The organism is Flagellimonas chongwuensis (assembly GCF_013376415.1).
In the GTDB taxonomy this organism is placed as follows: domain Bacteria; phylum Bacteroidota; class Bacteroidia; order Flavobacteriales; family Flavobacteriaceae; genus Flagellimonas; species Flagellimonas chongwuensis.
Genome location: NZ_WYET01000004.1, coordinates 901871 through 922231, shown reverse-complemented (window position 1 = coordinate 922231; position 20361 = coordinate 901871). Strand labels below are relative to the sequence as shown.

Genomic DNA, 20361 nt, shown 5'->3' with positions numbered 1-20361 from the left:
CCTGTGAAATCACTCCGTTTTTCCGTATTTTTAAGGCAGCTTAAAATTTAATTGAACATAATGAGTAATTACCACATTAAACATCTGGAGGAATATTTTCAGGTGTATCGAAAATCTGTTAGAAACCCTGAAGAATTTTGGGAAGAAGTAGCTGAAGAACACTTTTTTTGGCGAAAAAAATGGGATTCGGTACTGGAATGGGATTTTACAAAGCCAGAGATAAGTTGGTTTAAAGGAGCCAAACTGAACATTACCGAGAATTGTATAGATCGTCATATACGTATAAGAGGCGATAAGACCGCCATTCTTTTTGAACCTAACGATCCAAACGAAGAAGCTGAACACATCACGTATCTGCAATTACACGAGAGGGTGTGCAAATACGCCAATGTGCTAAAGGATAAAGGTGTGGAAAAAGGGGATAGGGTCGTTATTTATTTACCGATGATTCCCGATTTGGCCATAGCACTTTTGGCCTGTGCCCGCATCGGGGCAATTCACTCGGTGGTTTTTGCAGGATTTTCTTCAACAGCGTTGGCCACTCGAATTAACGACTGCGGTGCCAAAATGGTATTGACGTCCGATGGTTCTTATCGTGGTAAAAAAGAAATAGATTTAAAAGCCATTGTGGATGAGGCTCTTGAAAGTTGCCCCGATGTGGATAGTGTTTTGGTTTCGAAACGTACAGGCGGCAAGGTTACAATGAAAGAAGGCAGGGATGTTTGGGTTCAGCCGTTGTTGGACAAAGCCTATTCCGATTGTGTGCCCGAACTCATGGATGCCGAAGACCCATTGTTCATATTGTATACCTCAGGTTCAACAGGTCGCCCAAAAGGGATGGTCCATACCACGGGAGGGTATATGGTGTACACGGCCTATACTTTTAAAAATGTTTTCCAGTACCGAGAAGAGGATGTGTATTGGTGTACTGCCGATATTGGATGGATTACTGGACACTCTTATATTGTTTATGGGCCATTGGCCAACGGGGCTACAACGGTAATGTTTGAAGGTGTACCATCATACCCCGATTTTGGAAGATTTTGGGATGTGGTTCAAAAACATAAAGTAACCCAGTTCTACACGGCACCCACAGCAATTAGAGCATTGGCCAAGGAGAACTTGGATTTTATTACAGAACATGACCTTTCTAGTCTCAAGGTTTTGGGAACTGTGGGAGAGCCTATCAATGAGGAAGCATGGCACTGGTATAATGATCATGTGGGCGACAAAAAGTGTCCGATAGTAGATACATGGTGGCAAACAGAAACAGGAGGTATACTTATTTCACCAATTCCTTTTTCAACACCAACAAAACCAACTTATGCCACCTTGCCTATGCCGGGTATCCAACCTGCACTGATGGATGAAAATGGTAAGGAAATCAAAGGAAACCAAGTTGATGGAAGGCTTTGCATCAAGTATCCATGGCCATCCATTGCAAGAACCATCTGGGGCAATCACCAACGTTATAAAGAAACTTATTTCTCTGCCTTTGAAGGTAAATATTTCACAGGTGATGGAGCGCTCAGGGATGAGGTGGGCTACTATCGAATCACAGGTAGGGTAGACGATGTTATTATTGTTTCAGGACACAATCTGGGCACCGCACCAATTGAAGATGCCATAAACGAGCATCCGGCAGTGGCAGAATCGGCCATTGTAGGATTTCCGCACGATATTAAAGGAAACGCCTTGTATGGCTATGTAATTTTAAAGGAAACAGGAGAAACTCGTAACCGGGATAACCTGAAAAAGGAAATCAACCAATTGATTACGGAACATATTGGTCCGATTGCCAAGCTTGATAAGATTCAGTTTGTAGAGGGACTTCCAAAAACGCGAAGCGGTAAGATCATGAGGCGAATCCTAAGAAAAATTGCTTCAAAAGATACCAGTAACCTTGGTGATACTTCCACATTGCTGAACCCGGAAGTAGTAGAGTCAATTATGAAGGAAAGTCTATAATTAAATTTTTTGCTTTAAGCAAGGGCCTCTTTATCTAAGGAGGTCCTTTATTTTTTGTGGCTTTAGTTTTTCAATGGTTCTTAAAAAAGCAATTGCCGTAATAAAGGCATCCCCCAAGGCTGTATGCCTATCTTTTCTGGAAATACTGAATTTTTTTGCAAGGTCGTCCAAGGCGTACCGCTCTTTTTTTTGGACCACCGATGATATTAATAAGGTTCTAATATAGAGGGATTCGGTATCCAGCGTTTTATTTTTGAGCTTGGGAAGTCCATTTCTTTTAAGTGCAGCATTCATCATATTGACGTCGAATATCACATGGTGCCCCACCAATATGTGGTTTTTGGCATATTCTAAAAACTGCTTCAGGGCTTCAAGTTCAGAAATAGTACTCTTTTTACTGTGCTTGAGTATCCCATGGATTTCGGCACTCTCCGAATCGTAATGTTCCTGTTGAATGTATACTTCAAAACTTTCTTTAACCACAATGGTGTTGTCCCTCAGTTTCAAAGCACCGATGCAGAGCATTCTGTCCTTGGTCAAACTAAAACCTGTGGTTTCCGTATCCAGTACCACAAACGTATTTTCATGAATGCTCTCTGGGAGCTTTTCATTGAAATCCTCTTCATAGGCCCACCAAAAATTGGGCAGTTCCAGCGATTTTTTTTTGGAGAACGGCCACATTATCGCAAAAGGTTTTTTACTTGGAACCGGACCTCAATCAAGGATTGAATTTCCTTAACGGTCTTAAAGGTTCTCTTCAGTTTGATTTTTTCTTCCTTGTTCAATTTGTCCAAAGCAATGTATCGGCCCGAATCGTTGTGCAGTAAACCTTGTCTTGTTCTAAATTTGAGCAAAGCCTTGCTTGCGTAAGAACAGGCCAAATAGAGTTCTTTGTTGTTTGGTTCCAGTTCCGCAAGTTTCTCATAACGTTCGGCCGTATTATTGATGGATTTGATGGAGTGGGATAAAATAAGCACCCGAGCTGCATCGATAATGGGCATAAGGGCACGTAATTTTAAATCGAAAAAGTCTTTATGTTCACCATCTTGCTCCACCAAAAAATCCCTAAAAAATCCTGAAGGAGATGGGTTTTGCAATGCACCACTTGCCAAATGGGTAAAGAATAATGGATATCCTTGAACATTGTCAAAAATATTTTGGGATAATTCATCGGCCAACGACTTATCTCCATAGGTGACATTGTAGTCGAAAAATATGGATGACAATAAGATTTCGTCGGGCCCCGGATTATGTATCCAATGAGTGGTCACCTTTTTCCATTCACTTAGGCTGTGGCACCAAGATGGGTTATAAGCCATCATATCCGCTGGACAATATTCAAAACCAATGGTATTTAGCATTTTGGAAATCCGTTCGCCCAATTTTAGGAAATAGGCTCTGGTGGCTTCCAAATTTTCCACTGGAACATCCTCAAAAATAATCGCGTTGTCTTGATCAGTATTTAATAATTGTTCGCCACGACCTTGACTTCCCATACTCAACCAAGTAAATTTTACAGGAGGTTCTTCTTCCATTTTGGACAAAGCAATTTTTACCACCTGTTTTGTAGAGGCATCATTGAGTTCGGAAATAATTTTGGAAACAAGTCCCAACGGAATATTCTGTTCCAGATAACCTTGAAGCAGATTCATGATTCCATGTCGAATGCCCCGTAACCTTTTTACTTTGGAAGCCCTTTTTATGGCGCGTAAAAGAACAGCAGGGTTGTTTCCCACGGCAACCATAATATCATGTTTGGACAGGATTCCTGCCACTTTTGTATCCGTCGTGCCATCCTCGGTGAGCACTAAATGGCTGATATCGCTCTTCATCATGGCCATTTGCGATTGTGCCAAGGTAAGTCCTTTGGGGTAGGTAATGATAGGGGATGACATTATGGATTGAACCGAGGCGGTTATGGGGTACAGTCCCGTTGCTACTTTTTTTCTGATATCCTTGTCAGTAATGATACCAACAGGAAGGTCTTCCCGAACCACCAACATGCAACCTACATTGTGCTTGGTCATTTTGTTGGCAATGGTCTTTACCTGGGTCCCTTCTTTGCAGGTGATGAGCTTGGTGGAATATTTAATGGGCTGCAAATCCAGCATTTTGTCGCTGGAATACTGATTGGAATCACTGTTCTCACCATACAGTTTGCCACGATGTTTAATGGAATAGGGGTTTCCGGTGTTGGAGGCAAAACTTTCTATCAAAAAATTCCCGATACGTTTGTTTTCGAGAGCCAGTGGCTTGAAATCTTTGATGGGAATGGCGTAGAGGATGGTTTCTTCATAGGCCTTAGCTTCCAATTTATAGCTTTCGTTGGCCAGCAGGGGGCGCAGTCCGAACACATCACCTTCATCACAAATATCCAATATCTGACTCGAACCTGCTTTGGAAAGTGCCACCGCACCTTTGTTTACCACATAAAAACTCTCGTGCGGGCTTTCACCTTGGGAGAAAACAACCGTATTGGTCTCTTTATGGATTATGGTCACCTCAAGGGACAATTGCTCCAATTGTTTAACCTCCATGGCATTAAAAGGCGGGTAGTTTTTTAAAAAGTCGGCAATACGCTCGGATATGGTGTTTTTCATACTACTAATTTAAGCCTTGGTTTCATTTTCTAGAAATTATTGCTCCATAACCTTTTAATGGATGATTCTCTTATATATACTGAGTTTCTCAAAGTGATTGCCGACTTTTTACCTTGCCCATAAACACCTATCTTTGCCCATCGGAAAAACAAGAATCCAATTTTCTAATAATTTATTAATCATATACAATGCAAGACGGAATCTACGCAAAGTTCAATACTTCCAAAGGTGAAATATTGGTGAAGCTTACGCATAATAAAACACCTGGAACGGTTGGCAACTTTGTTGCACTGGCAGAAGGGAATATGGAGAACAGTGCTAAGCCACAAGGAAAACCGTATTATGATGGACTAAAGTTTCACAGGGTAATTGCCGACTTTATGGTACAGGGCGGATGTCCATCCGGAACTGGAACCGGAGACCCAGGATATAAGTTCGATGATGAGTTTCATCCAGATTTGGTGCATGATGGACCAGGAGTGCTATCCATGGCCAATGCAGGGCCAGGTACCAATGGGAGTCAATTTTTTATCACCCACGTAGCCACCCCATGGTTGGATAACAAGCATACCGTTTTCGGTCGTGTTGAGGAAGGTCAGGATGTGGTGGATGCCATTTCCCAAGGAGATAAAATTGAAACCTTGGAAATCCTTAGGGTAGGCGAAGAGGCCAAAAATTGGAACGCTATTGAGGCCTTCCGTACATTTGAAGGTGCAAGGGAAAAGCGTATCGCAGCGCAAAAGGCTGCTGCAGAGGCCGAGATGGAAAAGTTGGCCGCAGGTTTTGATAAGACCGATAGTGGACTTCGTTATAAGATTATTCAAAAAGGTAGCGGTGCCAAAGCGGAAAAGGGTAAAACCGTATCCGTGCATTATGAAGGAGCTTTGACGAATGGTCAAGTGTTTGATTCATCCTATAAAAGAAAGCAACCTATTGACTTTTCATTGGGTATTGGACAAGTAATTCCCGGTTGGGATGAAGGTATCAGCTTGCTGAAAGTAGGTGACAAGGCACGTTTTGTGATTCCTTCTCATTTGGCATATGGAAGTACGGGAGCTGGCGGAGTTATTCCACCAAATGCAACATTGATTTTTGATGTGGAATTAATGAACGTGAAATAAAAAAATCACGTCAAAATATAGAAAGCCTTCAGTAATGGAGGCTTTTTTTATTTGGCCCGGTTTACGCTCAAAAACAATAAACAGGCGTTAAGTGCAAGTAGTGCAACAAGAATGCTTAAAAAAGTTGTCATGGTTGTAACGTGTTTATTAGGTAACAGTTGAACGGTAAAAAACCCTACCTATTGCCCTAATCGATTTTTTTGTTACTTTTTTGAACCATTGACACTCCATACCAATAGCAGCGCATTGACAATCAATAAAAACGAAAGTACTCCGAAAAAGGTATTCATTTATTATTAGGTTTATATGGTTATTGGGGAACAGTGCTTGTTTATTGCTTAGATAGTAAACTTTGGAATGGTTGCGTAGAATTTGAAAAAAAAAGCAAAAAAAAAAAGTCTGGGCCGCAGCCCAGACTAGTCTAGAAAAAAAGTTTATATAACTTATTCCGCAATTTGTACATTGACGGCGTTCAATCCTTTTTTACCTTGTTGTAGTTCGAATTCTACAACGTCACCTTCTCTAATTTCATCGATTAAACCTGAAATGTGTACGAAGTGATCTGTGTTTGAACCATCTTCAGTGATAAATCCGTAACCTTTAGAATCATTGAAGAATTTTACTGTTCCTTTACTCATAATATAAATTGAAAAAATTAAATTGGCTCCAAAGGTACGTTTAATTTATTGGCAATCAGTTTTTTTCTTCAAATAAAATAAATTAAGCTGTTGGATCGGGCGTCAAACGTAGGTATGGTTTTACTTCTTCTACCCCTTTTGTAAAAATATTTTTCGCTTCTTCCGTAGGTATCGCAGGACTAACTACCACTTTTTCACCGTTTTTCCAGTTGGCTGGAGTCGCTACTTTATGGTTTGCTGTTAGCTGCAATGAATCCACAACTCTGAGCAATTCGTAAAAATTACGTCCGGTAGAGGCAGGATAGGTGAGCGTAAGTTTAATTTTTTTATCTGGATCGATAATGAATACCGAACGAACGGTCAACGTATTGTCTGCATTAGGGTGGATCATATCATAAAGGTCGGATACCTTTCGTTCCACATCAGCAACTATCGGAAAGTTGACTTCAGTGCTTTGTGTTTCGTTGATATCCTTTATCCATTCCAAGTGCGAAGCGGCACCATCGACACTCAAAGCCATCATCTTTACATTTCTTTTGTCAAACTCATCCTTGAATTTGGCCGCGGTACCCAATTCAGTTGTACAAACGGGTGTAAAATCAGCAGGGTGGGAAAACAGAATTCCCCAGCTATCCCCAAGATATTCATAAAAGTTCAAAGTTCCTTCTGAAGTTACCGCAGTAAAATCCGGAGCGGTATCTCCCAATCTTAAAGTTGCCATATATTTTAATTTTTAGGTTTATAAATTAGTACTCTACAAAATTACTAGATTATTTGGTTGTCTAGTTGTAAATCAGTTAAAAGTGTATTAAAATACGGCTTTTTGGTGAAGCGTGTTATTGACAAAAAGTTATTATTTTTAGTTTATGGAAAATGAAACCTTGGAACAACTGCGCTATCCGATAGGAAAATTTGAGATTCCTGATGCTATTACAACCGACGATACAGAAAAATGGATCACTGATTTGGAAACACTCCCTCAAAGGTTAAGCGATTTGGTTGCCCCACTTTCGGAGCAACAACTCGAAACCGCTTATCGCCCTGGAGGCTGGACCGTGCGCCAATTGATACATCATATTGCTGACAGCCACCATAATAGTTACATACGTTTTAAATGGGCACTAACGGAGGATAATCCGACCATAAAAGCCTACGATGAAAAGGCTTGGGCGGAGTTGTTCGATACAAGAACCGCTCCAATACTCATGTCGTTGTACCATTTGAGTGCTGTACATGCCAAGTTGGTGTATTTGTTGAAGGGTCTTTCGGAAGAAGACTTGCAGCGCAGTTTTATTCATCCTGATGGAAACCAGAAAACTAGTTTAAAGGAAAATATTGGACGCTATGCGTGGCATGGCAATCATCATTACTCGCATATACAAAACTTGGTTGAACGCAAAGGGTGGTAGGCTAAAGTTTTTTGGTCAAAATATACATGGGCTTCTCTTCTGGTTTTACATGGGGAAGAGTTACTTCGCTATCCCTTTTGATGATAAAACCATTTTTTTGATAAAATTGTACCGGCTTGCCTTTTTGCATGGCATCCAGCCAGATGATTTTTTTGTTGAGTGTTCGGGCCGTTTCTTCAATTATTTGGATTAGTTGTTTGCCAATACCTTTGCCAGAATGCTCTTTCAAAAGATAGATTTTTTCGGCTTTTAATGCCTCGGCATCCGATATTTCATCAACACCACGGTCTTTTAGCAATTTCAGAATGCCAACAGTATGATCTCCCAAGTTGATGAGAAAATTCAAAGCATTGGGGTCCTGTAGTTCGCGTTCTACAACTTCAGATGTAAAACCATTTGAAATGTAAGGTGTCGGGTCATCATTCTCCCATAAATGAAGGTAATTCTCACGATAGGATTTAATGCCAATGGTCAAGTAGGTTGTAAGGTTATCGTGGTTGACAGGGACCAATGTTACGGTATTGTCCAAAACAGCACAGTTCATTTATAGTTAGGTGTTTTTCCATTTGATGTTACAGCCCAAGCTCGGTTTTTGGTCTTGGTCGACCTCTTTTCCCTGCAGAATAGCGTCCATTGCTTTTTTGAGATCGGTTCCGGTGAGCGGAACATCGTTTCCGGGCCTGGAGCCGTCAAGTTGTCCTCTATAAACTAAGGTTAGCTGGGAATCAAAAAGATAAATATCCGGTGTACAGGCTGCATCGTAGTCTTTGGCGACCCCTTGGGTTTCATCATATAAATATGGAAATGTATACCCTTCTTCCTTTGCTTTTTGTTTCATGAGGTCTGGCGAGTCTTGCGGATAGTTTTCCACATCGTTGCTTGAGATGGCTACAAAGGCAATGCCTTTTTTTTGATATTCCTTGGCCAGTTCAACAATCATTGGGTTTACATGGATCACAAATGGGCAGTGGTTGCATATGAACATTATAACCGTGCCTTTCTCTCCTTTTGCACTGTTCAACGATATGGATGTGCCGGAAACGGTATCCAGGAGTTCAAAATTCGGAGCTTTGGTGCCCAAGGGTAGCATGTTGCTGGGTGTCCTAGCCATTGTTCTGTATTTTTTGTTGCGGAAATGCTATGGTAAAAATAAAAAACGACCTGCAAAATACAGGTCGTTTTAAATTATTAAAGGAATTATTTTTTAGATGTCGTCGAAACTTACATCGGTAAAGTTGCTTCCGGCGGCAGTTCCATTCTCACTGAAAGTTTCTTCTTCATCTTCCTTTTTAAAATCTTTTTGATGTCTTTCGGAGATGACCTCGCTCCCTTTTTCGTCAATGATGTAGTCCATCATCTCTTCCATAATCTCACGGAAAGCGCTAAAATCTTCTTTGTACAAGTAAATTTTGTGCTTTTTGTAGTGGAAAGAACCATCGTCGTGAGTAAATTTTTTACTCTCTGTTATGGTAAGGTAATAGTCTCCGGCCTTGGTGCTTCTGACGTCAAAAAAGTAGGTTCTTCTTCCTGCTCTTAAGACTTTCGAATAAATCTCTTCCTGATCCATTGTATCTTTCTGGCCCATATGGTATAGTGTATTTAGTACTATGTTGAATTACGTTACCAAAAATGTAAAAAAAAAGCTAATTCAGCAACTTTTTTATGATTCTTTGCCCGAAAGCTGATTAATGTAAAGGTCTTTATAATACCCATCAGTATTATTCAGTTCTTCATGTGTGCCTTCTTGTATGATACTTCCATTGTCCAATACGATAATTTTATCGGCGTTCTTTGCAGACGATACTCTATGGCTCACAATCAATGTGGTCTTGCTTTTTGAAACTTTTTTCAAATTATTGAGAATTTCTTCCTCTGTTTCGGTATCCACGGCCGAAAGGGAATCATCGAACAAATAGATTTTTGGGTCTTTGAGCAATGCCCGGGCAATGGAGACACGCTGTTTTTGCCCTCCACTCAACGTAATCCCGCGTTCACCCAAAATAGTGTTGTATTTTTTGGCAAAGCCTTCGATGTTCTTATGGACGACTGCTTTTTTTGCGACCGCTACAATTTCATCATGGGTGGCGTTCTCATTACCAAAACGGATATTGTTCTCAATAGTGTCCGAGAATAGAAAAGCATCTTGCGGTACGGCACCGATAGAACTTCGTAAACTGTCCAAATTTAGATTTTGAACGGGTACACCATCAATCAATACCTCACCTGAAGAGGTGTCGTACAAACGAGCCACCAAATCCAGTATGGTCGATTTTCCTGAGCCTGTTTTTCCTAAAATGGCTACGGTCTGTCCTGCTTTTACCGAGAACGAAACATTTTTGAGGGCAGTGATATTGGTATCCTCGTAGGTGAAAGTCACATTCTTGAATTCGATATCGCCTTTGATAGGCGTAGGCTCCTTTACCATGTTTTGGATGGAGGGTTCCTCTTTCAAAAATTCGTTGATTCGTTTTTGTGAAGCTTCCGCCCGTTGTACAATGGATGTAAGCCATCCTACAATGGCCACGGGCCATGTGAGCATATTCACATATAATATAAATTCTGCAATGATTCCAATGGTTTCAATTTCCCCATTGATGTATTGGCGACCTCCAATATATATAACAAACAGGTTGCTCACCCCAATCAATAATATCATCAAAGGAAAGAACCATGCATTTACTTTGGCCAAGGCCATACTGGTATCTTTTCCCTCTTGGGCCAAATCGCGTAATTCATTATTGATACGTGGCTCAATACTGTATGCTTTGATTACAGAAATTCCTGAAAAAGATTCTTGGGTAAACGTGGAAAGGGTGGATAGAAATTCCTGCACCTTGGTGCTCCTTTTGTGGATTATCTTGCTGATTTGATAGATCAAAACAGATAAGATGGGTAATGGGAGCAGGGTATAGGCCGCAAGTGTGGGAGCTTTTATGAACATTAGGGGAATCAAGCAGACAAAAAGGGTCAAGGTCTGTATACCGTACATAATGGCAGGCCCACCGTACAATCGCACCTGGTTGATGTCCTCGCTGATTCGGTTCATTAAATCCCCGATTCGGTTTTTCTTGTAAAAATTAAGACTGAGGAGCTGGTAATGGTCAAACACCTCGTTCTTGAGGTCATATTCAATATACCGGGATACATTTATAATGGTCTGGCGCATCAGAAAAGTGAACAATCCTGATAAAAAAGCTGCGCCGACAATAATCAAAATGTACTGGAGCAGTAATCCTTTGGCATCGGACAACGTAATCACATCCGACATAAAATCCTCCACGGCCTGGATGGATTTGTTCACGTAAGAGGGCATTACAAGGGAAAAAATCCGTGCAATTATGGTAATCAATATGCCCAATAGCAGTTTAAGCCAATATTTCTTAAAATATTTATTTAAGTGCTTCAGTTCTTTCATAAGAGGGAGAAAGGTGGTTTTTTAGCTTCGATGTAAGCAGACAATCCCGCAAATATATACCATACCTCACAAAGTAAATGTTATAAAACTGATAAGAAAGTAACTTTGGTAGGTAAGAATCAAATATAAGATTACTTTTGCAGTGTGAAAGCCAAATAATGACTTTAAAAGTTCTTTAAACATGTTAACCAGAAGGCACATTAGGGTAAAAGTTATGCAATGTATTTATGCATTGGTGCAATCCAAGGACGATTCGCTTCAAAAGCAGGAAAAGTTCCTAAGAGTGAGTATAGAAAATATGTACGTTCTATATCTTTTGATTTTAAGCCTTTTGGCAGAACTGCATCGTTTGGCCGAAAAACATGTGAGCCACGCTTCCAAAAAATACGTGGCCACCGAAGAAGATAAATATCCCAATCCAGAAAAATTTATAAAAAACCGATTGCTTTTGCAACTGGTCAATAACGAGGCGTTGAAGAATGAACTCTCCAAGCGCAAACTGGACAATTGGTACTTGAACGATGAATATGTAAAGATCATCTACAAGGAAATCATGGGCAGTGATATTTATAAGCAATATATGCTGAACGGGGCCGATGATTATACTGATGACCGTGATGTGGTACTACAACTGTTCAAAGAGATTATAGCTCCCAATGAGAAAATCTACGATTACTTCGAGGATGATAAGCTTACGTGGGTCGATGATTTCCCTATTGTAAATACTTTTTTGGTCAAACGCCTTAAAAAAGCCAAGCCAGATTCTGGAGACCGTTTCTTTTTACCCGCATTGCTCAAGGATCAACAAGATTTGGATTTTGCCAATGATCTGTTGACCAAAACACTTCTTAACGATGGTAAATGGGAGAAAGAAATTGAAGGAAAAACTCCGAATTGGGACAACGACCGTATTGCTGAGATCGACTCCATTATCCTTAAAATGGCAATATGCGAGTTACTTAACTTTCCGTCCATTCCAGAAAAAGTAACTTTGAACGAGTACTTGGAGATTGCCAAAGAGTATTCCACACCTAAGAGCAGTATATTTATAAATGGGGTGTTAGATAAGTTGGCAAAAGAGTACAAATCGGACGGAAGACTCCAAAAAATAGGTAGAGGTCTACAATAAACAATAATTCCTTAATTTTGGGAAAACAAATTTTAATCATGAAAAGAATAACAACAATTTTTAGTTTGATCGCAGTGGTTGCCCTAACCAGTGTATCATGCAAGGACAAAGCATCGCAAAAGATAGTTGCTGACAATGTTGAAAGCGCTGTTAGCAGAGATGAGGCCGACAAAAAAGTTCCTGTAATGACGTTTGAAAAAACGGAGCACGATTTCGGTACCATCCAAAGAGGAACTCCTCAAGAAACTGTATTTACTTTCACCAATACAGGTGATGCTCCTTTGATCATTACAGATGCTAAAAGTAGCTGTGGTTGTACAGTGCCAAACCCTCCAAAGGAGCCTATTGCACCAGGAGAAAAAGGTGAATTGTTAGTGAAATTCAACGGTTCTGGTCAAAACCAGGTGACAAAAACCATTACGGTAACAGCAAACACCGCCAAAGGTTCTGAAATCGTAAGAATCAAAGCATTTGTACAAGCACCAGAAGCTACACCAGCTGGTCCTGTAAAATAATTTAAAAGACCTAAATGGAAAACTTACAGCAGTTTTTACCGCTGATATTGATTTTTGCCGTGGCGTATTTTTTTATGATTCGCCCGCAAATCAAACGTCAGAAGGATGAGAAAAAATTCGCTTCCGAATTAAAAAAAGGAGACAAGATTATTACCAAGAGTGGTTTGCACGGTAAGATTGTGGAATTGAACGACAAGGATTTTTCCTGTATCATTGAAACCATGGCAGGCCGTTTAAAGTTCGACCGCTCCGCCATTTCCATGGAAATGAGCAAAAAATTAAATGCTCCCGACGAAAAAAAGTAAGCGTTTAAAATTCATAAAAATTGAAAACACCCCATGGTACAGGATAACCAAGGGGTGTTTTTTTTGTACTTTACTCAAAATTTTGAAAAGTATGGGAACCAGAAGACAGTTTGTAAAGCAAAGCAGTTTGGGCGCGGCAGCCATGGGAGCATCAATGGTATTGCCAACCGAGTTGTTGGCATCGATTAGAAAAACCATCAGTCCAAATGATAAAATTCAGGTTGGCCTTATTGGTTGTAAAGGAATGGGTTTTTCCGATTTGAGTTCTATGTTGCAGAATAGTGAGGTCGAGGTTGTAGCCCTTTGCGATGTGGATGAAAATGTGCTTCGCGAAAAAACTGCCGAACTGGAAAAAGGGGGAATCAAAAGGCCTAAATGGTATTCCGATTACCGAAAACTGTTGGAAGATAAGGATATTCATATTGCCATAATCGGAACGCCGGACCACTGGCATTGCCTACAACTTACCGATGCCATTGATGCCGGTAAGGATGTATATTGTGAAAAGCCCATAGCCAATTCCGTGGCCGAGAGCGATGCCATGCTGGCCAAGGTAAATGCAAGCGACAGAATGGTGCAGATAGGGCAATGGCAACGCAGCGAGCCCCATTTTGTAGATGCCATCAACTATGTGCATTCCGGTAAGCTGGGACAGATAAGGCTAGTAAAAACATGGGCGTATCAAGGGTGGATGTCATCCGTTCCCGTGGAGCCCAATGGCCCTGTACCTGCTGGTGTAGATTATGATATGTGGTTGGGACCTGCGGAGAACAGGCCCTTCAATCCAAACAGGTTTCACTTTAATTTCAGATGGTTTTGGGACTATGCAGGAGGATTAATGACGGATTGGGGCGTACACTTGATTGATTACGCTCTTTTTGGAATGAAGGCTTCCACACCCAAATCTGTGATGGCCATGGGTGGTAAGTTTGCCTACCCCAAAGATGCGGCCGAAACTCCTGATACTTTACAAACCATTTACGATTTTGGTGATTTTTCCCTTTTGTGGGAGCATGCTACTGGAATTGACGGTGGCAATTACGGGCGTAACCATGGTATTGCTTTTATCGGGAATAATGGAACTCTAGTACTCGACCGAGGTGGCTGGGAGGTAATCCCGGAACATGATCGTCCACATTGGAGTCAAGATTTGGGGCCAAAAATAGAAGCTGTACCGTTACAGCAGGGTGTTGGCCAAGGTTTGGGATTGCATACACAAAACTTTTTGGAAGCAGTAAAGTCGAGGGATAAATCAATCTTGAAAGCCCCGATAAAAATCGGTTATGATGCCGCGGTGGTGAGCCATATGGGGAATATTACCTACAAAACAGGAGAACGCTTATTCTGGGATGCGGAAAACCATAAGTTTAACCACAAGGAAGCTGATGCTTTATTGGCCAAGCAATACCATAATGGATGGAAGTTCCCAAAGATGGGCTAAAAGACAGATTTTTAGTTGAAATTAACAGTGACTGACGGAGCTCGACTTACCGTTCTGCGTCTGTGGCAACTGTTATTTTTCCATTTTGCCACCCTTTGGGTAGGTGTAGGTTCATTCCAGTTTTATTTTCAATATCGATTAAATCATTTCTAAGGGAGATGGTTCGTAATCCGATAACATTTCTATTGTTATTTGTTGTTTCCAAAGCTGCATCATTCGGAATGACTCCAAGAAATCCATAGGATGTTGATTCATGGTTAGTTAAAGCTGCAGTTCGCCAATCTTCAATTTGGGCTAATTCGTACGGTGATATTTCACCTTGTTTCAGTGCAGCTAATAATTTTGGCTTTAAATGAGCGTAGATGGTATCTTTCGAATTGTAATTTATGGATATTGAATTATGATGACTTAAAATCACGGAGCCCCATAGGTTGTTTCCTGTAAGTCGTTCACCTGGATAACCATACTCTTTTAAAATTTGCTCCAGTTGTTCTAACTGTTGCTCGCTATGAGGGGCAAATTTTTTTTCTGAATACCTCCTTTTGGCTTTTTGTCCAATTCTGAACAATGCCCCAAGTGCTTTTTTCTGGTCCTTTTTGAACATTTCATGGACTTGTTCTTTGAGCTGAGGATTTAGTCCCGATAAGTAGGTTTGGTGGAGGGAATCATATTCGGATAAAAGCTTTGACCATTCCGAAGATTTTTTTAATGACTGTAAATTGTCATTTTTTTTTATGCTTTTCAGTGTCCAACCAGCTTTGATTCCCAGTCTGGTGAACTGTAATCCTGATTGATAATCATTTTGATATGCACTGAGCTCAGTAGCGACTTTGATGTCTCTTAAAAACGAGAAATCAAACTGTTTAAATAGAGAATCAAATGTATCAATCGCAGAAGAGTATTTTCCTTCAGCAATCAGCTGTTCACACTCAATTACTTTGGAATGGTAGTTCAGGTAGTTTTCTTGGGCTTTACTTTTGACAGAAAACAAAAGACAGCCAATAAAAATAAGGGTCAGTGAAAATTTAGTCATGAAACAAAATAATGTATTTTGACTGTAAATAGCTGTGAATGAATAGTTAAATGTGGCTTCAAGGTTAAACCTGCAGTTAAGATTAACCAATCCCCTTTTCAGTTGACGGATTCATTTTGGTATGTGCTTTTTTTCCAATAAAGCTATCGCAAAGGGGATATACATTTCTAAGATTTGCCCACTGGTGGACAAATGTATATAGGTCTATTGTATCAATGCAGGTAAGATATGTGTTTTGAGAACATCCCTGGATTGATTCCCTTTACCGTTCCTAAAGTTGCCCGCAGTGATTACAACTACTGTACCCAAATCGGGAAGGATAAAAATAAACTGTCCGCCCGCACCTCTGGCTTCAATAGATTTGATTTCTTTACCGTTTATCTCATAGGTGTCGTGCCACCATAGATAACCATATTCATTTTTATCCTTGGTGTCCTGTAAACGACCATACTTTTTAAAGGATTCCTTTACCCAACTTTCGGAAATAATACGTTTTCCATTCCAAGTTCCTTTATTGAGGTACAATTGACCAAACTTGAGCAGGTCACGGGAAGTCAACAGCATACCACCTCCAAAATAAGGTCTCTGTTGGGTGTCATCTGTCTGGTTGATGTAGTTTGTAATGCCCAATGGCTCAAATAGCTTTTCGTCCATATAGGTCTCCAGAGGAGTTTTTAAATGTTCACTCAAACAAATGCCCAATAAAAACGGGTTTGCGGAACCGTAGTCCAAGTAAGTGCCTGGAGCGCGTACCATCGGTGCCTCTAGGACAGTTTTTAACCAATTATCGGAATTGTTGGGGTTCTGGTAGTAATCCTCCGCAGCTTTATTGTTTACATCCAGCCCGGAGCTCATGGTAAGCAGGTGCTGTAACGTTATGTTAGCCTTCAGGGAATCTTTGGTATATTTATATGCCTCAGGTATAAAATCGTACAATTTTTCTTCTGCACTTTTGATGAGACCATCATCGATAGCAATCCCTATTATGGCAGAAGAAATACTTTTCGATGCGGATCGCAAATCGTGAGGAATATGGGCATTATAGCCTCCAAAATAACTTTCGAACACCAGTTTATTGTTTTTGGCTATAAGGATACTGTGCATATTTATCAACTCACCGGTATTGGATGCATTTATCAGCTCCGCAAGCTTACCTTGGTCAATACCGTATTCATTACTGTTAGCCACTTCCCAACCATCTTTTAATAATGGAGGGGTGTTGGTGCTCTGTGGCTCGGCCCTAGGTTCGGAGAAGTATTCCCACCCATCATCAGTATACGTTAAACGGGTAGAGGTTAACACAGACTGACTCAAAAGGATATCCAAGTCAATATGATCTCCCTGTAGATTGGCCCTAAAATTAAACCCTGTATTACTATCCTTGAAGGTGAGCAAGTTGCCATTTTGTTCAAAATTGCTTGACCATGCTCCTCTAAATCGTTGGTCGCCAAAAAATGGATAGCCCGCTAGGCCATTATCGGTTTCTTCCATGTACAACATAATGTCGGAGCTCTGTAGTCCATCGTTGAACATAAAAGGGTTCCATGTTCCTTTATAAGTATCGTCGTCAGCTTTTTTTAAGGTTACATGGTACAAAAACCTTCCAGTCTTCAGAAATCCGGTCAGTTCTGTTTCATTATCTTCATACTTTAGATCAAAAAAGAGTCCTTCGCCAACAGTGAAAGCCACATTATCGTGACTTTGCGATACTATTTCCTTGTCAATCAGAATATCTTCGTTAGCAATGATCAAGTTGTAACTGTTGTCTCGTAGTTTTTCCAGCGAAACTTTAAAATTGAAACTAGTTTTTTCCGGTAGATGTCCAATCCATTCGCCTGAGTAGGAATGTTCCTTTCCCTGTGCGCAGCTCAACAGCATATTGCAAAGCAGCGCTGTTGATAGAATCCATTGTTTAAGCATTATATTGATATTTTGAAGACAAATGTACCGCCCCGATTATTCCAAAACTTGTATAAAATTAACATCAGAGCTTAGTCTTCAACCTATCTCTATAGGCTTTTGGAGTCATGTTGAAATGTGATTTGAAAACGCGGTTAAAATGACTCTGGTCTGAAAAACCTGACTGGTATGCGATTTCTGTAAGCGAATAATTGGACTGTATTAACAATGGAATGGCAGCTTTTAATTTGCATTGCCTAATGTATTCTCCTAGGCTGGCATTTAGATATTTTGAAGCTGCCCTTGAAATATGCACGGGATGAACATCTAACTGTTGCGATAGGTATTCCAAGCTCAGGGTGTTTTCATCAAAATGAAGTAACTCTTTTAGTCTATCAACCCATTCGGGCCGTTTCTTTGATTCGACCGATTGCTCGGTTTTGAGGGAATCACATATTTGAATCAAGATGGATTGAATAGTAAGTTCGCTGTAGTTGTCCATCATGCTAAGTTCCCGATACAATTTTGCGAACAGAAAATGTACTTCGGGGTGCTGTACCAATTTACTTCCTTCCAGAACAGTGAAGGTAATATCATGTTTTTGCAGCCAAGATGTCTCAAATTCCAGATGAAAGCCAGCTGCGTTGGTAGAGTGTTTGGACCCGTAATGGGTTTCCTGCCAATTATTGAACATTAAGCTGCCGGTAGGGCATAAAGTGGTCGCTTTTTTGTTACAATCCTTCATGTTGCCCTGCAGTACGTACATAAAATAAGGGTTTTCATGATAGTGCCAATCCGTTTGTATTCCGGTGTAACTGTATTTTGAAAGCGTTATTCCGTCATGGCGTAACTCCGAGTTTTTGTTACCATAGTATTCGCCGCTAGATAAGATTTTCATTGATGATTTTTGATTGATGATGCAAATTTACACTCAATATAAGCGAATTATAGATGTAAGCCTATGATTTTAGCGATAAGTATCATTCAACCCAACACCCACTTTAATCATGGGAAGTATTTTTTCCAATCTGCGCAGTTTGGTTTTCTCCTGTTTAGCCTCGGCAATGTACTCGCAGAATTCTTTTTGTTTGTAGGGAGTAAATTTTTCAAAAGCTGTCCTTAGTTCGCGATTTTGGTCCAATTCAGCTTGTAATAATTGGGGAATGGTAACTTTCTTGGTCTTCTCGGCTTGCACTTCCAATCCCTTTTTTTGATTTTCCAAAGCTTCATTCATATAGGCCAGTACATCCTTTTGGTTAACTTCTTCCCAATTGTGGAACTTCCAATGGCGCATACCTTTGGTTTTGCCTTCTTGTGCATTTTCTAGTACGTCTTGCGGATCCTTTAGATATACCCCGTTAAAAAACCAAACACCGAAATAGCTCTTGAACTTTCCAATGCCAAATACATTTTTGCCATCCAATGTATAAACAGGTATACTCCATTTAAAGTCCTCTACGGCTTCTGTTTTTAGGGCAATCTCTCGCAGTAGAGCAATGCCGCCCTTAAACGGATGCTCGCTTTCGTAAAAAGACTCCAGTTTTTCGATTTTATTCACAACTATCTGATTTGACTAGCGGTAAGTTCGCAAATTTTGGCGATAACCAGCACAGCTTTTTCCATACTTTCCAAGGGAACATACTCGTATTTGCCATGGAAATTGTGCCCACCGGCAAAGATGTTGGGGCAGGGTAGCCCCATAAAACTGAGTTGGGAGCCATCGGTCCCGCCACGGATAGGTTTAATAATGGGTTCTATTTGGAGAGATTTCATGGCTTCTTCCGCTATTTCTACAATATGAAAGACTGGTTCCACCTTCTCTCTCATATTCTTATACTGATCCTCAATGGTCAGGTTGATGAACTCTCCATATTTTTTGTTGAGTTTGTCCTTGATGTCGATTAAAAGGTCTTTTCTAGCCTGAAAATGCACTGCATCGTGATCACGGATAATCAAATCTATTTCTGCCTTTTCAATTTCCCCCTTGATTTTGTGCACATGGAAGAAGCCCTCTCGACCCGTGGTATGCTCAGGTACTTCACTAGGGGGCAAATGGGTTAAATAGTCATTGGCAATCCCAATGGCATTTACCATTTTGTTTTTTGCATATCCGGGATGCACACTTTTTCCGGTAACGGTGATCTTGGCCTTTGCGGCATTGAAGTTTTCGTATTCCAGTTCGCCCACTTGGCTACCATCCATGGTGTAGGCCCATTCCGCACCGAATTTTTCCACATCGAATTTGTGGGCGCCTCGCCCAATTTCTTCATCGGGAGTAAAGGCAATCCTAATTTTTCCATGTTTGATCTCAGGATGTTGAATCAAGTATTCCATGGCGGTAATAATTTCGGCAATACCTGCTTTGTCATCAGCGCCCAATAACGTGGTCCCGTCGGTGGTAATTAGTGTTTGACCTACGTAATCTTTCAAATCTTCAAAATAATCGGGAGATAGAACAATATTGTTCAACTTGTTGAGCACAATATCTTTCCCGTCATAATTTTCAATGATCTGTGGCTTTACATTTCTGCCCGAAAAATCTGGGGAGGTATCAAAATGAGACACAAATCCAATGGTAGGTACTTTTTTATCAGTATTGCTAGGCAAGGTTGCCATTATGTAGGCATTTTCGTCGATTGAGACCTCCTGCATACCGATTTGGTGCAGTTCCATCACTAATTTCTTCGCTAGATCCCATTGTTTTTCTGTACTTGGAGTGGTCTTGGAATAGGGGTCGCTCTGTGTGTCAGTGGTTACGTAATCTAAAAATCGGGACAATAACTTTTCCATGGTCGGTGTTGAATTTCATCAAAAATAATGCTTATTCAGACGTAATTTTGCAAATCAAGAGCATTAATAAGTATCTTTCACAAACGATTAAATTCAAC

General features: G+C 40.5%; 20 protein-coding genes. 7 read left to right on the top strand and 13 right to left on the bottom strand.

Annotation, left to right across the window (positions count from 1 at the left end; translation table 11 throughout):
• Nucleotides 1–60 precede the first annotated feature (60 nt).
• Entirely contained in the window at nucleotides 61–1968 is a 1908-nt protein-coding gene (gene acs / locus GUA46_RS11275; protein ID WP_176620569.1) for an acetate--CoA ligase, read from the top strand.
• Between the two features lie 30 nt (nucleotides 1969–1998).
• On the opposite strand, the gene GUA46_RS11270 is transcribed toward acs, so the two are convergent.
• Both GUA46_RS11270 and GUA46_RS11265 read right to left on the bottom strand, forming a co-directional pair.
• The gene (locus tag GUA46_RS11270) at nucleotides 1999–2649 is read right to left on the bottom strand and encodes a 3'-5' exonuclease (RefSeq protein ID WP_176620568.1); all 651 of its coding nucleotides are present in this window, start codon (nucleotides 2647–2649) and stop codon (nucleotides 1999–2001) included.
• A complete protein-coding gene (locus GUA46_RS11265) occupies nucleotides 2649–4568 on the bottom strand; it encodes a DUF294 nucleotidyltransferase-like domain-containing protein (RefSeq protein WP_176620567.1) in 1920 nt (639 codons plus the stop codon). The genes GUA46_RS11270 and GUA46_RS11265 overlap by 1 nt, the downstream gene beginning before the upstream one ends.
• Before the next feature lie 188 nt (nucleotides 4569–4756).
• Here GUA46_RS11265 and GUA46_RS11260 point away from each other — a divergent pair, with 188 nt between their 5' ends.
• On the top strand, nucleotides 4757–5689 hold the full coding sequence (locus GUA46_RS11260; protein ID WP_176620566.1) for a peptidylprolyl isomerase: 933 nt from the start codon (nucleotides 4757–4759) through the stop codon (nucleotides 5687–5689).
• Between the two features lie 443 nt (nucleotides 5690–6132).
• On the opposite strand, the gene GUA46_RS11255 is transcribed toward GUA46_RS11260, so the two are convergent.
• Complete coding sequence (locus tag GUA46_RS11255; protein WP_108246532.1) at nucleotides 6133–6327, bottom strand: cold-shock protein; 195 nt, start codon at nucleotides 6325–6327, stop codon at nucleotides 6133–6135.
• A gap of 82 nt (nucleotides 6328–6409) precedes the next feature.
• Nucleotides 6410–7048 (bottom strand): peroxiredoxin, encoded by a 639-nt coding sequence (locus GUA46_RS11250; RefSeq protein ID WP_108246533.1) that lies wholly within the window; start codon nucleotides 7046–7048, stop codon nucleotides 6410–6412.
• Nucleotides 7049–7193: 145 nt separating this feature from the next.
• Here GUA46_RS11250 and GUA46_RS11245 point away from each other — a divergent pair, with 145 nt between their 5' ends.
• Nucleotides 7194–7736, top strand: coding sequence for a YfiT family bacillithiol transferase (locus GUA46_RS11245; RefSeq protein WP_176620565.1), 543 nt, complete (start codon nucleotides 7194–7196; stop codon nucleotides 7734–7736).
• Between the two features lies 1 nt (nucleotide 7737).
• Here the strand turns inward: GUA46_RS11245 and GUA46_RS11240 are convergent, their stop codons facing one another.
• The 4 genes from GUA46_RS11240 to GUA46_RS11225 form a co-directional block, all read right to left on the bottom strand.
• The gene (locus GUA46_RS11240) at nucleotides 7738–8280 is read right to left on the bottom strand and encodes a GNAT family N-acetyltransferase (RefSeq protein ID WP_176620564.1); all 543 of its coding nucleotides are present in this window, start codon (nucleotides 8278–8280) and stop codon (nucleotides 7738–7740) included.
• 6 nt (nucleotides 8281–8286) lie between these two features.
• Nucleotides 8287–8847, bottom strand: coding sequence for a thioredoxin family protein (locus GUA46_RS11235; protein WP_176620563.1), 561 nt, complete (start codon nucleotides 8845–8847; stop codon nucleotides 8287–8289).
• 93 nt (nucleotides 8848–8940) lie between these two features.
• Nucleotides 8941–9321, bottom strand: coding sequence for a PUR family DNA/RNA-binding protein (locus GUA46_RS11230; protein WP_176620562.1), 381 nt, complete (start codon nucleotides 9319–9321; stop codon nucleotides 8941–8943).
• 75 nt (nucleotides 9322–9396) lie between these two features.
• On the bottom strand, nucleotides 9397–11151 hold the full coding sequence (locus GUA46_RS11225) for an ABC transporter ATP-binding protein (RefSeq protein WP_108246538.1): 1755 nt from the start codon (nucleotides 11149–11151) through the stop codon (nucleotides 9397–9399).
• Between the two features lie 181 nt (nucleotides 11152–11332).
• Between GUA46_RS11225 and nusB the strand changes: the two genes are divergently transcribed.
• From nusB to GUA46_RS11205, 4 genes are all read left to right on the top strand, one after another.
• Nucleotides 11333–12280 carry a transcription antitermination factor NusB gene (nusB, locus tag GUA46_RS11220; RefSeq protein WP_108246539.1) on the top strand — a complete coding sequence of 316 codons (948 nt, stop codon included), beginning with the start codon at nucleotides 11333–11335 and terminating at the stop codon, nucleotides 12278–12280.
• Nucleotides 12281–12318: 38 nt separating this feature from the next.
• The gene (locus tag GUA46_RS11215; protein WP_176620561.1) at nucleotides 12319–12795 is read left to right on the top strand and encodes a DUF1573 domain-containing protein; all 477 of its coding nucleotides are present in this window, start codon (nucleotides 12319–12321) and stop codon (nucleotides 12793–12795) included.
• Nucleotides 12796–12809: 14 nt separating this feature from the next.
• Nucleotides 12810–13100: a preprotein translocase subunit YajC gene (yajC, locus tag GUA46_RS11210; protein WP_176620560.1), complete on the top strand. Its 291-nt coding sequence runs from the start codon at nucleotides 12810–12812 to the stop codon at nucleotides 13098–13100.
• Nucleotides 13101–13191: 91 nt separating this feature from the next.
• A complete protein-coding gene (locus GUA46_RS11205; protein ID WP_176620559.1) occupies nucleotides 13192–14541 on the top strand; it encodes a Gfo/Idh/MocA family protein in 1350 nt (449 codons plus the stop codon).
• Nucleotides 14542–14587: 46 nt separating this feature from the next.
• Here the strand turns inward: GUA46_RS11205 and GUA46_RS11200 are convergent, their stop codons facing one another.
• From GUA46_RS11200 to pepT, 5 genes are all read right to left on the bottom strand, one after another.
• The gene (locus tag GUA46_RS11200) at nucleotides 14588–15574 is read right to left on the bottom strand and encodes a hypothetical protein (RefSeq protein ID WP_176620558.1); all 987 of its coding nucleotides are present in this window, start codon (nucleotides 15572–15574) and stop codon (nucleotides 14588–14590) included.
• Nucleotides 15575–15778: 204 nt separating this feature from the next.
• Nucleotides 15779–17494: a serine hydrolase domain-containing protein gene (locus GUA46_RS11195; protein ID WP_176620557.1), complete on the bottom strand. Its 1716-nt coding sequence runs from the start codon at nucleotides 17492–17494 to the stop codon at nucleotides 15779–15781.
• Nucleotides 17495–17558: 64 nt separating this feature from the next.
• A complete protein-coding gene (locus GUA46_RS11190; protein WP_176620556.1) occupies nucleotides 17559–18371 on the bottom strand; it encodes a helix-turn-helix transcriptional regulator in 813 nt (270 codons plus the stop codon).
• Between the two features lie 69 nt (nucleotides 18372–18440).
• Entirely contained in the window at nucleotides 18441–19031 is a 591-nt protein-coding gene (locus tag GUA46_RS11185; protein ID WP_176620555.1) for a YdeI/OmpD-associated family protein, read from the bottom strand.
• Between the two features lie 2 nt (nucleotides 19032–19033).
• Complete coding sequence (gene pepT, locus GUA46_RS11180) at nucleotides 19034–20263, bottom strand: peptidase T (protein ID WP_176620554.1); 1230 nt, start codon at nucleotides 20261–20263, stop codon at nucleotides 19034–19036.
• Nucleotides 20264–20361 lie beyond the last annotated feature (98 nt).